This window comes from Streptomyces sp. NPDC101776 (assembly GCF_044766845.1).
GTDB lineage: Bacteria > Actinomycetota > Actinomycetes > Streptomycetales > Streptomycetaceae > Streptomyces.
Window position 1 is genome coordinate 1 of the sequence record NZ_JBIWMV010000028.1, and the last position, 14,871, is coordinate 14,871.

Consider the following 14,871-nt stretch of genomic DNA (forward strand, 5'->3'; position numbering starts at 1 on the left):
GCAAAGCCCCAGGCGAACCCGCCAGCAGCCGCCGCCCGCCGGTCGTCGTCACCCTGAACAACCGGTGGCACGACCACTAAAGCAACGGCATTGCCTTTAAGGCAGTGGGGGAGGTTGCCGAGGGCGGTGCATGTCCGGGGTGACGCCTTCCGGCGGATGATCGTCTCCGGCCGCGAGGACTACGTCCCCGGTGCGGGCGGCGAGGGCGAGTCCCAACTCCGCTTGCGGTACCGGCTGTCGGCGGCCACGGCGGACACGTACGCGGAGGCCGGTTTCACGGCGGTCGTCCAGGACGTGGTGCTGGGCGCGGAGTTGCCGACGTACGTCGACCTGATCCGCACCCGCCCCCTGCACGTGATCGTCCTCGCGCCGACCCCGGCGACCGTGACGGCACGGGAGGCGGGCCGGGCGAAGAAGGGCTACGGCGCGTGGACGGTCGAGGAGTTGGACGCCGGGCTGCGGACGGAGACCCCGCGCATCGGCTTGTGGCTGGACAGCTCCGGGCTCACGGTGGGGGAGGCGGTGGACGCGATCGTCGAGGGACGGGAACGTTCCCGGGTGGTCTGAGCGTCTGAGGGGGTGAGGACGTTTCGGACGATTCGCGTTCTCCACTGCCCTGCGCGGCGTTCGCGATGCGTTTCCGATCCGCTTCCGATGTGTTTTCGCTGGTCAGGGCGATTGTCAGTGGTGCCGCGTAGTGTCTTGGGCAGTGGGGACGACAGCGGGACACGGGTGCCACACGGGGGAAGATTCATGCACGGGGGACTAATGAGCAGGACCGGCGTCGCACAGGGCTACGGCTCTTCGGCGATCACGATCACTTTGACCGAGGACGACCTCGATCCGTACATCACGCACGCGTCGACGCGCCGCTGGCTGACAGGTCCCGGACTGCCGGGCGACAGCGCCCTGTTGACGTTCGAGGAGCTGCGCAGGGAGGGCCTGCGGACGGTGGCGGACTCGCTGGGCGACCCCGGCTCGCTGGCCGAGGAGCTCCGGGACCAGCTGGTCATAGGCGCGCTCCGGGGACCCGACGGCGGGGAGGCGGAGTCGATCCTGCTGGACGGCGAGACGGACGAGATCGCGACGACGTACTTCTTCCACGACCGCCCGGACCTGATGGAGATCGGCCCGCTGGCCCCGTCGATCGAGACGCTGACCCGCTTCACGACGACGACGGACGAACTGACGGGCCTGCGCGGCCAGTTCGCGTCATACGAGGGCCGGCACGGTACGAAGACGGCGGCGGAGGCATCACGCCAACTGCTCGCGGTGTTCGAGTCGGAGACGGACGGCGAGGTGCCCCCGTTCTGGAAGGCGGCGGCCCTGATCCGCCCGCTCGCCCTGGTCGCGGGCCCGGGCACGACATCGGGGCTGACCCTCGACATCCCGGCCCGCCTGCTGGACCAGGAGTTCGGCCAGGGCACGGTCGCGCGCTTCGAAGAGGTCGACTTCCCCGCCACGCTCACGCACGAACCGACCCGCGGCTTCCTGCGCCAGACGGGCCTGCCCGAGGACGCGTTCCTCTTCCAACTGGACACGGACGTCCCGCTCCCCACCCTCGCCGAGTTCTACGAGGACGCGCCTGCCGAGGAACTCCCGCCCCGCGCCGAGCAGTTGATCCGCCTCGGCTACCTCCTGGAGGACAACAGCCTGGTGGTGGACGGCGCGACGGGCGAGATCCTGACCTGGAGCGAGCCGGAAGCGACACTGGCTCCTCTCAACACGGACGTCTCGACCCTCGCCTTCACCCTCTGGCTGCTCCACCGCGAGAAGGCGATCGACGCGGACCTGTCGGGCGAGCTGACGGCCGAGGCGTACGACCAGTTGGCGACGACGATGCTCCAGACGCTGTCCTCGGTGGACCCGACGGGGACGGCCGCCCGGACAGCCGACCGCCACCACCCGCACTACTGGACGGAGGCGTTCCAGGACGAGGCGAGCGGGGTGCTCTGAGGGGCAGGTGGCTGTGGGGGCGGCCGGGTCACGCCTGGGCGGGGGATTCGGCGGGAACGGCGGCATCGAACGCGGCGTCCTGCAACGCCGTGATGCGCTCGATCACGAGCCCTGCCAGCAGGGCCGCCGCGACCATGAGGACCTCCTCCACCACGAGGAGGGTCATGGAGCCCGGGGCCAGCCGCCCCGCGAACCCGAGCACCAGCGAGTGCGCGATCCAGGCGACCCACCAGGCATTCACCAGGGTCGTGTCCCGCTTCGCCGCCCACGACGGGGAGCTCGCGCGCCCGATGTCGAGGACGACTTGGCGAGGGACGAAGAGGTGGGCGAACGGAACGAACCACATGCCGATCGTCCGGCCCCGACTCGGAACCGCGGCCTCGGGCGACAACTCCTCGGCGTTGCGCCGGACTTGGGCGAGCCACACGAGGAACAGCACGATCGCGAGAGTCGTCACGTACACGAAGACCATGGAGGCGAAGCCCGACTCGGACGTATCGGTGTCGTGCAGGTAGCGATCCCGCACAGCCACCGTACGGAACACGTCCGTCACGGCGGCCGCGGCTATCGCCACCTGTGCGGAACGGACAAGGAGCCGGGGGGCTTTGCGGGCGGTACTCGTCATCGTCTCTCGGCCTGTCTCGGGGCGGGTGCGTGCGACTGCGGCGGGCGCCGGGGCTGAGTGATCATAGGGTCTGGGTGCCGCACGCGAGTACGATTTCCGAGCCCTTTCCGGTCGGGATCATCGCGGGTCGAGTGTGGCCGGTCAGCCTGCCGTGGCGCTCTGCGTGGCCTGCGCCCGGACGAACCCGTGGCTCCGCTCCACCTTCGCCACATGCAGCGTGTAGCTCTGGTACCACTCGGCCTGCCCGCGCTTCTGCGCCGCACGGTGCTCGACGTCGGTCCGCCACTCCGTGAGGGCGTCGGCGTCCCGGAAGTACCCGACGGTGATCCCCAGCCCACCCGGAGTCTGGGCATGGTCCATCCCCAGGAACCCGGGGATGGCCTTCACGAGCTCTTCCATACGCGCGTTGGTCTCGCGGTAGTCGCTCTGGTCCTGGGTCCGCACCGTAGTGAAGACAGCCGCGTAGTACGGGGGTTCAAAGGCCTTGACGGGCGTGACGGGTACCTCGGAGTCGTCGCTCATGGCGGCACTGTAAGGGAGACGCCGAACTCATCAAGGAATACTGGCCAGTTGAGGCCCCGCGTCACCCCGGGTCTGCCGGTCGGCCGCCTGCCGCCTGCTGTCTGTCGTCTCGGTACTGTGACGTCGTATGACGGACACCGAGATCGAGATCACCGCGGACCTGGTCCGTGACCTGCTGCAGGAGCAACATCCAGATCTTGCGGGGCTGTCCATCCGTGAGGTCGCGGGCGGCTGGGGCAACCAAATGTGGCGCCTCGGCGACGAGTTGGCCGTACGCATGCAGCGTATGGACCCCACCCCGGAACTCCAGCTAAACGAGCGGCGGTGGCTCCCCGTGCTGGCCCCGCGCCTGCCGCTCCCGGTGCCGACGCCGGTGCGGTTCGGCGAACCGTCCGAGCGCTTCCCCAAGCACTGGACCGTGATGACGTGGGTTCCCGGCGAGCCGCTGGACCACGGCTCGATCAGCCGCGGCGCCCACGCGGCCGACACACTGGCCGGTTTCCTCCGGGCGCTCCATGTGGAGGCACCCGCCGCGGCGCCGATCGCCACGGACCGCGGTGCCCATCCCAAGGACTGCACGGAGGGCTTCGAGAACTTCCTCCGGGCCGTCGCCCCCGACGGCATCGCCCCCGACGTGCGGGCCGTCTGGGACGACGCGGTCGCCGCTCACGCGTGGGAGGGCCCTCCGGTGTGGGTGCACGGCGACCTCCACCCCGCGAACGTCGTCGTCTCGGACGGAACGCTCTCGGGCATCGTCGACTTCGGCGCCCTGTTCGCCGGCGATCCGGCGTGGGACCTCGCCGCCGCATGGCTGCTGCTCCCCGTGGGCACCGCCTCGCGATTCTTCGACATCTACGCGGACGCGGACGAGGCGACGATCCGACGAGCCCGCGGACTGGCCGCCATGAAGAGCCTCTTCCTGATGCTCATGGGGCAGAACGGGGACAGGGGCCTGCCCGGCGGCAAGCCGAACTGGGGACCTGTGGGCCGGTCGGCACTTGACCGTGTTCTGCTGGGCCTCTGACGGAAGTCCCAGACAGCGAAAGCCTCGTCCGATCCAAGAACACGCAGATCAGACGTACTGGTGGAGGCCGTGGCGGGAATCGAACCCGCGTAACTCGCTTTGCAGGCGAGTCCCTAAACCACTCGGGCACACGGCCGTGATCGGTGAGTCGACCGTAGGGGCGGGTGGTGGGTCCGGGCAAGGGGGCCGGGGGTGGTGCAACGGGACTGCCATGCCGCGTTCATGAACGGTGGGGCGGGGCCCAAGGTCGTACGACCAAGGTCTCAGTGGTGGACCGTCTTCCGACAGGGGTCAACCGGGGCTGTGGACCTTACGCTGGCGGGCATGACCGTCCTTGAACCTCGTGACGCCGGCATCACGGACACCGCCCCTGACCTGGCCGACGAGTGCGACGACTCCGTGTTGGGGCGGTCGCATCGGGCGCTCAGTGTCGGGATCGTGTCCGTCGTTCTGCTGATCGCCTTTGAGGCAACGGCGGTGGGGACGGCGATGCCGACTGCCGCTCGGGAGCTGGGCGGGGTGTCGTTGTACGCGTTCGCGTTCTCCGGGTACTTCACCACCAGCCTGTTCGGGATGGTGTTCGCCGGGCAGTGGTCGGACCGGCGGGGGCCGCTCGGGGCGTTGACCACCGGGATCGGGGCCTTCGCCGCCGGGCTGGTGGTGGCCGGGACCGCTCAGGTCATGTGGGTGTTCATCCTGGGGCGGGCCGTGCAGGGGCTGGGGGGCGGACTGGTCATCGTCGCGCTCTACGTCGTCGTCGGGCGGGCCTACTCCGAACGGTTGCGGCCCGCCATCATGGCCGCGTTCGCCGCGAGTTGGGTCGTGCCGTCCGTCGTCGGGCCGCTGGCCTCCGGGACGGTGACCGAGCATCTGGGGTGGCGGTGGGTGTTCCTCGGGATTCCGGTGCTCGTCGTCTTTCCGCTCGCCCTCGCCCTCCCTCAGATACGGCGGCGGGCCGCCGGGCCCGTGTCCGAGTCCGTGTCCCCGAAGGATCAGCGGTCCGCCGGGTCCTTCGACCGGCGTCGTATCCGGCTTGCCCTGGGGATTTCGGTCGGTGCCGGGCTCGTTCAGTACGCCGCTCAGGATCTGACATGGTTCTCCCTCGTCCCGGCCGTCGCCGGCGTCGCGCTGCTCGTGCCCGCCGTGCTCGGGCTGTTGCCGCGTGGTACGTATCGGGCGGCGCGGGGGCTGCCCTCCGTCGTACTGCTGCGCGGGGTGGCCGCGGGATCGTTCATCTCGGCCGAGTCCTTCGTGCCGTTGATGCTCGTCACCCAGCGGGGGCTGTCGCCGACCTTGGCCGGGTTCTCGCTCGCGGCGGGCGGCGGGACGTGGGCGCTCGGGTCGTGGGTGCAGGCACGGGCGCGGGTGGAGCCGTATCGGGAACGGCTGATGACGTTCGGGATGGTGCTGGTGGCCGCCGCCATCGCCGGGGCGCCGAGCGTCCTCATTCCGGCCGTGCCCGTGTGGATCGTCGCGGTCGCGTGGGGGTTCGGGTGTTTCGGGATGGGACTGGTGATCTCCTCCACCAGCGTGCTGCTGCTCCAGTTGTCCGCCCCGGCGGAGGCCGGTGCCAACTCCGCGGCGCTGCAGATCTCCGACGGGTTGTCCAACGTCGTGCTGCTCTCGATCGGGGGTGCCGCGTTCGGCGCGCTGGGGGGTGGCACGGTGGGGCACGCGGTCGGTTCAGCGAGTGGTGGTTCTCATCCGGGTGCCTTCGCGGCCGTGTTCCTGCCGATGGCGGGGGTGGCGCTGGTGGGGGCGTGGGTGACCACGCGGGTGCGGGCTGGACGAGGTCAAAGCGATCGGGGAGCCGCTGCGGGCCCTGGCTGAACCACCGGTGTGACCTCAGTCCCATCCCCGCCCGCCCCGGCGTCGTCCGCACGTTGACACGGTCGGCCCGCCGGTAGGGTGGCCCGGTTGTCATACGTAGCCGATGCCGTACGTGACCCGTAGCCGAGCCGCCCTACTCCCGAACCCGGAGACCGTGACTACCACCGCCGCCTCCTCCAGCTCCCACCACCTCTCTCCCGCCTTCCCCGGCCGCGCCCCCTGGGGCACCGCCGGCAAGCTGCGTGCCTGGCAGCAAGGTGCGATGGAGAGGTACATCCAGGAGCAGCCGCGGGACTTCCTCGCGGTCGCGACCCCCGGTGCAGGGAAGACGACCTTCGCGCTCACCCTCGCCTCCTGGCTGCTGCACCACCATGTCGTGCAGCAGGTGACCGTGGTCGCGCCGACCGAGCACCTGAAGAAGCAGTGGGCGGAAGCGGCCGCGCGGATAGGGATCAAACTCGACCCGGAGTACAGCGCCGGGCCGCTCGGCAAGGACTACGACGGCGTCGCCGTCACCTACGCCGGCGTCGGTGTGCGCCCGATGCTGCACCGCAACCGCGTCGAGCAGCGCAAGACCCTGGTCATCCTCGACGAGATCCACCACGCCGGTGACTCGAAGTCCTGGGGCGAGGCGTGCCTGGAGGCGTTCGAGCCGGCCACGCGGCGGCTCGCGCTCACCGGTACGCCGTTCCGGTCCGACACCAACCCGATCCCCTTCGTGACGTACGAAGAGGGGAACGACGGGATCCGGCGGTCCTCCGCCGACTACACCTACGGCTACGGCAACGCGCTCGCCGACCATGTCGTCCGGCCGGTCATCTTCCTCTCCTACAGCGGCAACATGCGGTGGCGGACCAAGGCCGGCGACGAGATCGCCGCGCGGCTCGGCGAACCGATGACCAAGGACGCGATCAGTCAGGCCTGGCGTACGGCGCTGGACGCGCGCGGCGAGTGGATGCCGAGCGTGCTGCGCGCCGCCGACCAGCGGCTGACCGAGGTCCGGAAGGGCATCCCGGACGCCGGCGCCCTCGTCATCGCCACCGACCAGGACTCCGCGCGCGCCTACGCCAAGCTGATCCGCGAGATCACCGGCTCCAAGGCGACCGTCGTCCTGTCCGACGACACCGGCGCCTCCAAGCGCATCGACGACTTCGCCGCGAGCAACGACCGGTGGATGGTCGCCGTTCGAATGGTGTCCGAGGGGGTCGACGTACCGCGGCTCGCCGTCGGTGTGTATGCCACCACGATCTCCACCCCCCTCTTCTTCGCCCAGGCCGTCGGCCGCTTCGTGCGGTCCCGGCGGCGCGGCGAGACCGCCTCCGTCTTCCTCCCGACCGTCCCCGATCTCCTCACCTTCGCCAACGAGATGGAGGTCGAGCGCGACCACGCCCTCGACAAGCCCAAGAAGGAGGGCGAGGAGGACCCGTACGCCGAGTCCGAGAAGGAGATGGACGAGGCGAACAAGGAGCAGGACGAGGACACCGGCGAGCAGGAGCAGTTCGCCTTCGAGGCGCTGGAGTCCGAGGCCGTCTTCGACCGGGTGCTCTACGACGGCGCCGAGTTCGGTATGCAGGCGCACCCGGGGAGCGAGGAGGAGCAGGACTACCTCGGTATCCCCGGACTCCTCGAACCCGACCAGGTGCAGATGCTGCTCCAGAAGCGGCAGGCCCGGCAGATCGCGCACAGCCGCAAGAAGCCGGACGACCAGGCCGACCTGCTGGAACTGCCCGCCGAGCGGCGGCCCGTCGTCTCGCACAAGGAGATGATGGAGCTGCGGAAACAGCTCAACACCATGGTCTCCGCGTATGTCCACCAGACCGGCAAACCGCACGGCGTCATCCACACCGAGCTGCGCCGCGCCTGCGGCGGCCCGCCGAGCGCCGAGGCCACGGCCGGGCAGCTGCGGCAGCGCATCGCGAAGGTCCAGGAGTGGGCCACGCGCATGCACTGACCCGTCCGACCCCGCACCCTCTGGAGGCTGGGGTCATTTCTAACCGGTCAAAGCGCGCGACAGTGGTTAGAAATGACCCCAGCCTCCAGCACCCCCTCCGCTGTCGGCCGCCGAGCCGGCCCGCCCGGCGGACGCGTGCCGCCGATATCCCAGGTCAGGGCATATCGGCATCAAGTGAACCGGTCCGTACCAGTCGGTGACCGGATTCTGGACGGAGACTTCCGCTCAGCGAACCGCCTTCGCTAGTGTCCCGCTACGCACACGCCCCGTGGCAGCGCCGCCGCGGAGCGCAGCCGTGAAGCGACTGGGCCCGGATTCGCCGGGCCGCCTCGCCGATCGGCGGCCTCTGTAGCGCGTCACTGACGGGACTCGGTGACGCATCCGCCGCGAGGGGGCCGCCGACCTCACCACTTAAGGAGTGGGCGTCGTGACCGCGGAGACCTCCCAGACGCTCGACCGGGGACTGCGCGTCCTCAAACTGCTGGCCGATACGGACCACGGGCTGACCGTCACCGAACTGTCCAACAAACTGGGCGTCAACCGGACCGTGGTGTACCGGTTGCTGGCCACCCTCGAACAGCACGCACTCGTACGCCGTGACCTGGGTGGCCGGGCCCGGGTCGGGCTCGGGGTGCTGCGGCTCGGCCGCCAGGTGCATCCGCTGGTACGGGAGGCGGCGCTGCCCGCGCTGCGGTCGCTGGCCGAGGACATCGGGGCGACCGCCCACCTCACCCTGGTCGACGGGGCGGACGCCCTCGCCGTCGCGGTCGTCGAGCCGACCTGGACGGACTACCACGTGGCCTACCGCGCCGGTTTCCGCCACCCCCTGGACCGGGGAGCCGCCGGCCGCGCGATACTCGCCGCCCGGCACCGGGCCGCCGACGAACCCGGATACACCTTGACGCACGGGGAGTTGGAGGCGGGAGCGAGTGGCGCCGCGGCACCACTGCTCGGGGTCACGGGCGTCGAGGGCAGCGTCGGTGTGGTGATGCTGGCCGACGCGGTGCCCGAACGGGTGGGGCCGCGGGTCGTCGACGCGGCGCGCGAGGTCGCGGAGGCGCTGCGCTGAGGCCGTTCACGGACAGCGGGTGACCGGCGCCCGGCCGGAAGTGACCGTCGCGTTAGATTGATCCCGTGCTCCTCTCTCGCCTCACGCGCCCCCAGGCCGTAGCCGTCTGCGCCCTGCCCGTCGTGGCACTGCTCGCCACGGCGGGCCTCGCGCCGCTGCCCTTCTCGCTGGCGCAGCCCGGTCTGACCGCGAACGTGCTCGGCGAGAACAAGGGCACCCCGGTGATCACGATCTCCGGGGCGCCGGTGCGCACGACGAGCGGTCAGTTGCGCATGACGACGATCGAGGCGACCGGACCCGATCAGCACGTCTCGTTGAGCGATGTGATCGACAGCTGGTTCCGTACCGATCGGGCGGTCATGCCGCGTGACTCGGTCTACCCGAGCGGTAACAGCGTCAAGGAGATCGAGCAGCACAACACCCAGCAGATGCAGGAGTCGCAGGACGACGCGACCACGGCCGCGCTCACCTACCTGAACCTCAGCGACAAGAAGGTGAAGGTCACGCTCACGCTCGCCGATGTCGGCGGTCCCAGCGCGGGTCTGCTGTTCACCCTGGGGATCATCGACAAACTGAACGGCAACGGTAGCGGGGGCGATCTCACCGGCGGTCGCACCATCGCCGGTACGGGGACGATCGGCACCGACGGCACGGTGGGCGCGGTCGGGGGAGTGGCCCTGAAGACCCAGGCCGCGCGCCGCGACGGAGCGACGGTGTTCCTCGTCCCAAAGGCCGAGTGCTCGGACGCCAAGTCCGAACTGCCCAAGGGTCTACGGCTGGTTGCGGTCACCTCGCTGAAGGGCGCGGTGAGTGCGCTGAAGGCGTTGGAGACGGGAAAGGGTTCCGTGCCGGGCTGCTAGGCGACGGCCGGCTTCGGATTGTTCGGCGCGGCGGCCAGCCGCAGACCCACTTCTACGAGGGTCCAGCCGAGCCGGGTACGGAGTTCACGGGGCTGCCTGGCCCGAGCGGCGAGCCGATGGGCCGCGGCCTCGGCCTGGAGCTCGGCGGCGCGGGTGTGGTGCAGCGCGAGATGGGTCTCGGGATGCATGGGCGTTGCCTCTCACTCTGATTCGATGGGGAAGGCGTGCAGGTGGAAGCGCACCCTTTCCGATTCCGGTGCGTCCTCGTCCACGTAGTTCTCGAGCAACTCGTGGATCTTTCCGACGAGTTCACGGGTGCGCTCGGGTGTCAGCCGTACGGTCCAGTCGCTCATGTCGGTGGAGTGGGACCAGTTGGGCAGCCAGTCCTCGCGGGTGCCGACCCAGGTCGACAGCTCGCGGGAGTGGGTGGTCGCCACCTCGTGCAGGAAGGTGTCGGCCGCGCCGCGGACCGTCGGGTCGGCGTCCAGGAGCAGGTTCTCGTCGAAGCCGATGCCGTCGTGGCTCGCCTGCCACCAGCGCTCCCGCCCTTTGCCGCGCTCCGGGGCGTCCTCGACGAACCCGTGCGCGGCCAACTGGCGGAGGTGGTAGCTGGTGGCTCCGCTGGACTCGCCCAGCCGCTCGGCGAGCATCGAGGCGGTGGCCGGTCCGTGCCGGCGCAGCGCGTTCAGCAGCTGCATCCGTAGCGGATGGGCGAGCCCGCGCAGCGAACGGGCGTCGAGATTGCGGTACTTGGCTGCTTCGGGCTCCTGCATGCGTACAAAGGTAGCGTTGCAAAGAACTAGTTGCAACACCTTCTTTGCAACCAGTTCTTGGTAACCGACCCTCGCCAACTACGCCTCGACGCCCCCTACTTCACCAACCCCTCCGCCTTCATCCAGTCCAACGCCACCTGATGCGGATCCTCCCCGCCGACATCCACCTTCGCGTTCAGCGTCCGCGCCACCGTGTTGTTCAGCTTCTTCGTGACCGGGTCCAGGACCTTCGCGATCGCCGGCCACTTCTTCAGGGCCTTCGTGTTGATCTCGGGCGCCGCGTTGTAGTTGGGGAAGAACTTCTTGTCGTCGGCCATCACCGCGAGGTTCATCGACTTGATGCGGCCGTCCGTGGTGAAGACCTCCCCGTACGTGCAACTCCCCTTCTTCACCTGGGTGTAGATGATCCCGGTGTCCATCTGCGTGATGTTCTTCGCCGGGAGATCCATGCCGTACGCCTTCTCCATGCCCGGCAGCCCGTCCGCGCGGTTGGCGAACTCGCTCTCCACGCACACCGTCACCGCGCCCGGGTTCTTCGCGGCCAGCGCGGCCACCTCGGAGAGCGTCCTCGTGCCGTACTTCTTGAAGTTGGCCTGGTTCATCGCGAGCGCGTACGTGTTGTTGAGGGCGGAGGGAGGCAGCCAGGTCAGGCCGTTCTTGAGGTCGGCGTCCCGGACCGCCTCCCACTGCTTCATCGGGTCCGTGATCGGCTCGCTGTTGCCGAGGTAGGTGATCCACGCGGTGCCGGTGTACTCGTACATCCCGTCCGCGTCACCGGACTTGACGGCCTCGCGCGCGCCGATCGAACCCTGGATGCCGGTCCGGTCGAGGACATCCGCGCCGGCCGCCTCGAAGGCGATGCCCATCATCGCGCCGAGGATGAGCTGCTCGGTGAACTCCTTGGAGGTGACGGTGAGATGGGCGCCCTTGAGCGGTTCGCCGCGCCCGATCGTGCCGGGGCTGACGTCGTCGACCATGGGGGAGCCGCTGGTCAGTCCGCAGCCGGAGACGACGATCAGCGCACCGACCGTCACCAGACAGGTCCGCTTCACGTGCCCACCTCCAACCCCCGTGGGCGCAGCATCAGTTCGGCCAGGGAGGCCAGCCAGTCCACCAGCAGGGCGAGACTGACCGTGAGGATCGAGCCGAGGACCAGGACGGGCATCCGCTGGGTGGTGATGCCGGTGGTGATCAGGACGCCCAGGCCGCCGCCCCCGCCGAAGGTCGCCAGGGTCGCCGTACCGACGTTGAGGACCAGGGCCGTTCGGACACCGGCCAGGATCAGCGGGACCGCGAGGGGCAGCTCCACCCGTCCCAGGACGCCGAGTTGGGACATGCCGATACCCCTGGCCGCCTCCAGCAAAGTCGGGTCGTTGGCCTTCAGTCCGGCGATCGTGTTGGAGAGCACCGGCAGGACGGCGTAGATGATGATGCCGATCAGGGCCGCCTTCTCGCCGGTGCCCAGCCAGATCACCAGCAGGGCCAACAGGCCGATCGCCGGGGTCGCCTGGCCCATGTTGGCGAAGGTCATCGCCACCGGGGCGGCCTTCCGGAACGCCCCGCGGGTCAGCAGGATGCCCAGCGGGATCGCGATGATCAGCACGAAGAACGTGGAGATCACGGTCAGTTGGACATGCTGCCAAAGGGCCTTGCTCACCTGGCCGTTGGAGAGCGCGTTCTCCGAAATGGCGTCCAGGTGCGCCTGGTTGAACCACAGCCAGGTCGCCAGCAGGACCGCCACCAGGAACGCGGGCAGGATCGTCAGCTTCTGCCAGGTGATCCGGCGCTTCGGGGGAGTCGGCGGCACGGGGGCCTCCGTCTCCTCCTCCTCGTCCAGCTCGGGAGTGGTGGTCATGTGTCCCGCCCCCCTCCGGCGCCCTCCTGCTCGGCGTGCGTCTGGAGGGCCCGGGCCTCCTCCAGCTCGTGCTGCGACTCCATCGCCTCCAGCCGGTCGGCCTCCAGGAGTTCCTGCACGGAGTTCATCAGCGTCTCCATGTCGACGACACCCGTGTACTCGCCGCGCCGCCCGGTGACCGCGACCCGCCCCGCGTTGTCCGTGAGCACCGCCTCCAGCGCGTCCCGGAGCGTCGCGTCCCGCGTCACCGTGTCGCTGACCAGCGTCCCCGCCCGGGCCAGCGAACCCTTGGCGCGCATCATGTCGCCGCGCCGCAGCCACTTGTAGGGTCGGCCGCGCTTGTCGAGCAGGAGGATCTCGTTGGTGCCGCTGTCCCGGAGCCTGTCGAAGATGGTCTGGAGCGGGTCGTCGACGGTCACTGTCGGGTAGTCGGTGATCTCCACGTCCCGTACCCGGGTGAGGTTCAGCCGCTTCAGGGCGGCCCCGGCGCCCACGAACCCGGACACGAAGTCGTCCGCCGGGTTGGTGAGGATCGCCTCCGGGGTGTCGAACTGCGCGATGTGCGAGCGTTCGCGCAACACCGCGATCCGGTCGCCCAGTTTGATCGCCTCGTCGAAGTCGTGGGTGACGAAGACGATCGTCTTGTGCAGTTCGTGCTGGAGCCTGATCAACTCGTCCTGGAGGTGATCGCGGGTGATCGGGTCGACCGCGCCGAACGGTTCGTCCATCAGCAGCACCGGCGGATCCGCCGCCAATGCCCGTGCCACGCCCACCCGTTGCTGCTGCCCGCCGGAGAGCTGGCGCGGATAGCGGCCCTGGAACTCGCCGGCGTCGAGCCCGACCAGGTCGAGCATCTCCTCCACCCGGTTCCTGATCCGGGACTTCGACCAGCCGATCATCTTCGGCACCAGCGCGATGTTCTGGGCGACGGTCATGTGCGGGAAGAGCCCGCTCGACTGGATCGCGTAGCCGACCTTGCGGCGCAGCTTCACCGGGTCGATGTCGGTGACGTCCTCGCCGTCGATGCGGATCCGGCCGCCGGTCGGTTCGATCAGCCGGTTGATCATCTTGAGCGTGGTGGACTTCCCGCAGCCCGAGGGCCCGACGAAGACGACCAGTTCGCCCGCCTTGATCTCCATGTTGACGCTGTCGACGGCCGGCTGCGGAGTGCCCGGGTACTTCTTGGTCAGGTTCTCCAGTTCGATGGAGGCACCGGAGGTGCTGGTCGCCGGCTCAGGCACGGATCCCCCTGGGAATGGTCAGCCGTCCGAGAAGGACGTACGCGGCGTCGAACAGCAGCGCCAGGACGATGATCCCGAGCGTGCCCGCGAGCACCTGGTTGAGGGCGTTCTTGCTGCCCAGCGAGCCGATGCCGCGGAAGATCTCGTTGCCGAGGCCGGGCCCGGAGGCGTACGCCGCGATGGCCGCGATGCCCATCAGCATCTGGGTGGAGACCCGGATACCGGTCAGGATCGGCGGCCAGGCCAGCGGCAGTTCGACCCGCGCGAGCCGCATCAGCCGGGACATCCCGATGCCCTTCGCCGCGTCCACCAGGGACGGATCGACCCCGCGCAGCCCCACGATCGAGTTACGGACGATCGGCAGCAGGCCGTACAGGGTCAGAGCGATCACCGTGGGCGGAACGCCAAGACCCACGATCGGAATGAGCAGACCGATCATGGCGAGCGACGGAATGGTCAAGATGGTCGACGTGGCGGTGGTGGCCAGATTGCCCGCCCACTCGCTCCGATAGGTCACGACCCCGATCACCACCCCGATCAGGGTGGCCACGACCATGCACTGGAAGACCGCGCTGGCATGTTGGTAGGCGTCGGTGAGCAGTTGCTGGTGCCGGTTGCCCACGTACTCCCAGAAGCTCACATGCCCACACCCCTACATCGGCCGGTCCACATCCTCGGCCGCCTGCTCCACCAGCGGGATGATCCGCAGCGGAACGGGGTTCTCCATCACGATCGCGGTGGCGGCCCGGACAATGCCATCAAAACCGACAACCCGGTCGATGACCCGCTGAAGATCGGCGTTCGAGCGGGCCACCAGCCGGCACAGCATGTCCCCGCTGCCGGTCGTGGTGTGCAGTTCGAGGACCTCCGGGACGGCTCTCAAGTGCGCCCGGACGTCCGGGCCTTGCCCCTGCCGGATCTCCAGCGTCGCGAACGCCGTGACCGGGTAGCCGAGCGCCGCCGGATCCACCTGCGGGCCGAACCCGCGGATGACTCCATTCGACTGAAGCCGGTCCAGCCGCGCCTGCACCGTCCCCCGGGCCACCCCCAGCCGCCGGGACATCTCCAGCACCCCGATCCGCGGCTCCTCGGCCAGCAGCACGATGATCCGGCCGTCGAGACGATCGATGCCCATGGTGTCCGCCTCCGAGGATGGTCATCCTGT

General features: G+C 69.5%; 16 protein-coding genes and 1 tRNA gene. 7 read left to right on the forward strand and 10 right to left on the reverse strand.

All coding sequences use genetic code 11. The features are described 5' to 3' along the window. Positions 1-90: 90 nt before the first annotated feature. Together ACIRRY_RS46370 and ACIRRY_RS46375 are read left to right on the forward strand one after the other, a co-directional pair. Entirely contained in the window at positions 91-567 is a 477-nt protein-coding gene (locus ACIRRY_RS46370) for a phosphotransferase (RefSeq protein ID WP_403985512.1), read from the forward strand. A gap of 201 nt (positions 568-768) precedes the next feature. Next, entirely contained in the window at positions 769-1,956 is a 1,188-nt protein-coding gene (locus tag ACIRRY_RS46375) for an SUKH-4 family immunity protein (RefSeq protein ID WP_403985514.1), read from the forward strand. A gap of 28 nt (positions 1,957-1,984) precedes the next feature. Here ACIRRY_RS46375 and ACIRRY_RS46380 read toward each other — a convergent pair whose 3' ends face one another. Both ACIRRY_RS46380 and ACIRRY_RS46385 read right to left on the reverse strand, forming a co-directional pair. Next, positions 1,985-2,581, reverse strand: a complete 597-nt coding sequence (locus tag ACIRRY_RS46380; protein WP_403985516.1) for a DUF4328 domain-containing protein — start codon at positions 2,579-2,581, stop codon at positions 1,985-1,987. A gap of 141 nt (positions 2,582-2,722) precedes the next feature. Continuing rightward, a complete protein-coding gene (locus ACIRRY_RS46385) occupies positions 2,723-3,103 on the reverse strand; it encodes an antibiotic biosynthesis monooxygenase family protein (protein WP_403985518.1) in 381 nt (126 codons plus the stop codon). 127 nt (positions 3,104-3,230) lie between these two features. Here ACIRRY_RS46385 and ACIRRY_RS46390 point away from each other — a divergent pair, with 127 nt between their 5' ends. Beyond that, positions 3,231-4,127, forward strand: a complete 897-nt coding sequence (locus ACIRRY_RS46390; RefSeq protein ID WP_403985520.1) for an aminoglycoside phosphotransferase family protein — start codon at positions 3,231-3,233, stop codon at positions 4,125-4,127. A gap of 61 nt (positions 4,128-4,188) precedes the next feature. Here the strand turns inward: ACIRRY_RS46390 and ACIRRY_RS46395 are convergent. Beyond that, positions 4,189-4,263, reverse strand: a tRNA-Cys gene (locus ACIRRY_RS46395). A gap of 188 nt (positions 4,264-4,451) precedes the next feature. On the opposite strand from ACIRRY_RS46395, the gene ACIRRY_RS46400 reads away from it, so the two are divergent. The 4 genes from ACIRRY_RS46400 (at position 4,452) to ACIRRY_RS46415 (ending at position 9,837) form a co-directional block, all read left to right on the forward strand. Beyond that, positions 4,452-5,957: an MFS transporter gene (locus ACIRRY_RS46400; protein ID WP_403985522.1), complete on the forward strand. Its 1,506-nt coding sequence runs from the start codon at positions 4,452-4,454 to the stop codon at positions 5,955-5,957. A 154-nt stretch (positions 5,958-6,111) separates the two neighbouring features. Beyond that, entirely contained in the window at positions 6,112-7,908 is a 1,797-nt protein-coding gene (locus tag ACIRRY_RS46405) for a DEAD/DEAH box helicase (protein WP_403985524.1), read from the forward strand. A 427-nt stretch (positions 7,909-8,335) separates the two neighbouring features. Then, positions 8,336-8,977, forward strand: a complete 642-nt coding sequence (locus ACIRRY_RS46410; protein WP_200689931.1) for an IclR family transcriptional regulator — start codon at positions 8,336-8,338, stop codon at positions 8,975-8,977. A 65-nt stretch (positions 8,978-9,042) separates the two neighbouring features. Continuing rightward, positions 9,043-9,837: a S16 family serine protease gene (locus ACIRRY_RS46415; protein WP_403985527.1), complete on the forward strand. Its 795-nt coding sequence runs from the start codon at positions 9,043-9,045 to the stop codon at positions 9,835-9,837. On the opposite strand, the gene ACIRRY_RS46420 is transcribed toward ACIRRY_RS46415, so the two are convergent. The 7 genes from ACIRRY_RS46420 to ACIRRY_RS46450 form a co-directional block, all read right to left on the reverse strand. Next, positions 9,834-10,025: a hypothetical protein gene (locus ACIRRY_RS46420; RefSeq protein WP_403985529.1), complete on the reverse strand. Its 192-nt coding sequence runs from the start codon at positions 10,023-10,025 to the stop codon at positions 9,834-9,836. The genes ACIRRY_RS46415 and ACIRRY_RS46420 overlap by 4 nt on opposite strands. 12 nt (positions 10,026-10,037) lie before the next feature. Then, entirely contained in the window at positions 10,038-10,610 is a 573-nt protein-coding gene (locus ACIRRY_RS46425; protein WP_403985531.1) for an ArsR/SmtB family transcription factor, read from the reverse strand. A 95-nt stretch (positions 10,611-10,705) separates the two neighbouring features. After that, positions 10,706-11,662 carry a glycine betaine ABC transporter substrate-binding protein gene (locus tag ACIRRY_RS46430; protein WP_403985533.1) on the reverse strand — a complete coding sequence of 319 codons (957 nt, stop codon included), beginning with the start codon at positions 11,660-11,662 and terminating at the stop codon, positions 10,706-10,708. Beyond that, positions 11,659-12,465, reverse strand: a complete 807-nt coding sequence (locus ACIRRY_RS46435) for an ABC transporter permease (protein ID WP_403985535.1) — start codon at positions 12,463-12,465, stop codon at positions 11,659-11,661. The genes ACIRRY_RS46430 and ACIRRY_RS46435 overlap by 4 nt, the downstream gene beginning before the upstream one ends. Next, a complete protein-coding gene (locus ACIRRY_RS46440) occupies positions 12,462-13,706 on the reverse strand; it encodes a betaine/proline/choline family ABC transporter ATP-binding protein (RefSeq protein ID WP_403985537.1) in 1,245 nt (414 codons plus the stop codon). The genes ACIRRY_RS46435 and ACIRRY_RS46440 overlap by 4 nt, the downstream gene beginning before the upstream one ends. Further along, the gene (locus ACIRRY_RS46445) at positions 13,699-14,346 is read right to left on the reverse strand and encodes an ABC transporter permease (protein ID WP_403985539.1); all 648 of its coding nucleotides are present in this window, start codon (positions 14,344-14,346) and stop codon (positions 13,699-13,701) included. The genes ACIRRY_RS46440 and ACIRRY_RS46445 overlap by 8 nt, the downstream gene beginning before the upstream one ends. Positions 14,347-14,358: 12 nt before the next feature. Next, on the reverse strand, positions 14,359-14,841 hold the full coding sequence (locus tag ACIRRY_RS46450; protein ID WP_403985541.1) for an Lrp/AsnC family transcriptional regulator: 483 nt from the start codon (positions 14,839-14,841) through the stop codon (positions 14,359-14,361). Between the last annotated feature and the right edge of the window lie 30 nt (positions 14,842-14,871).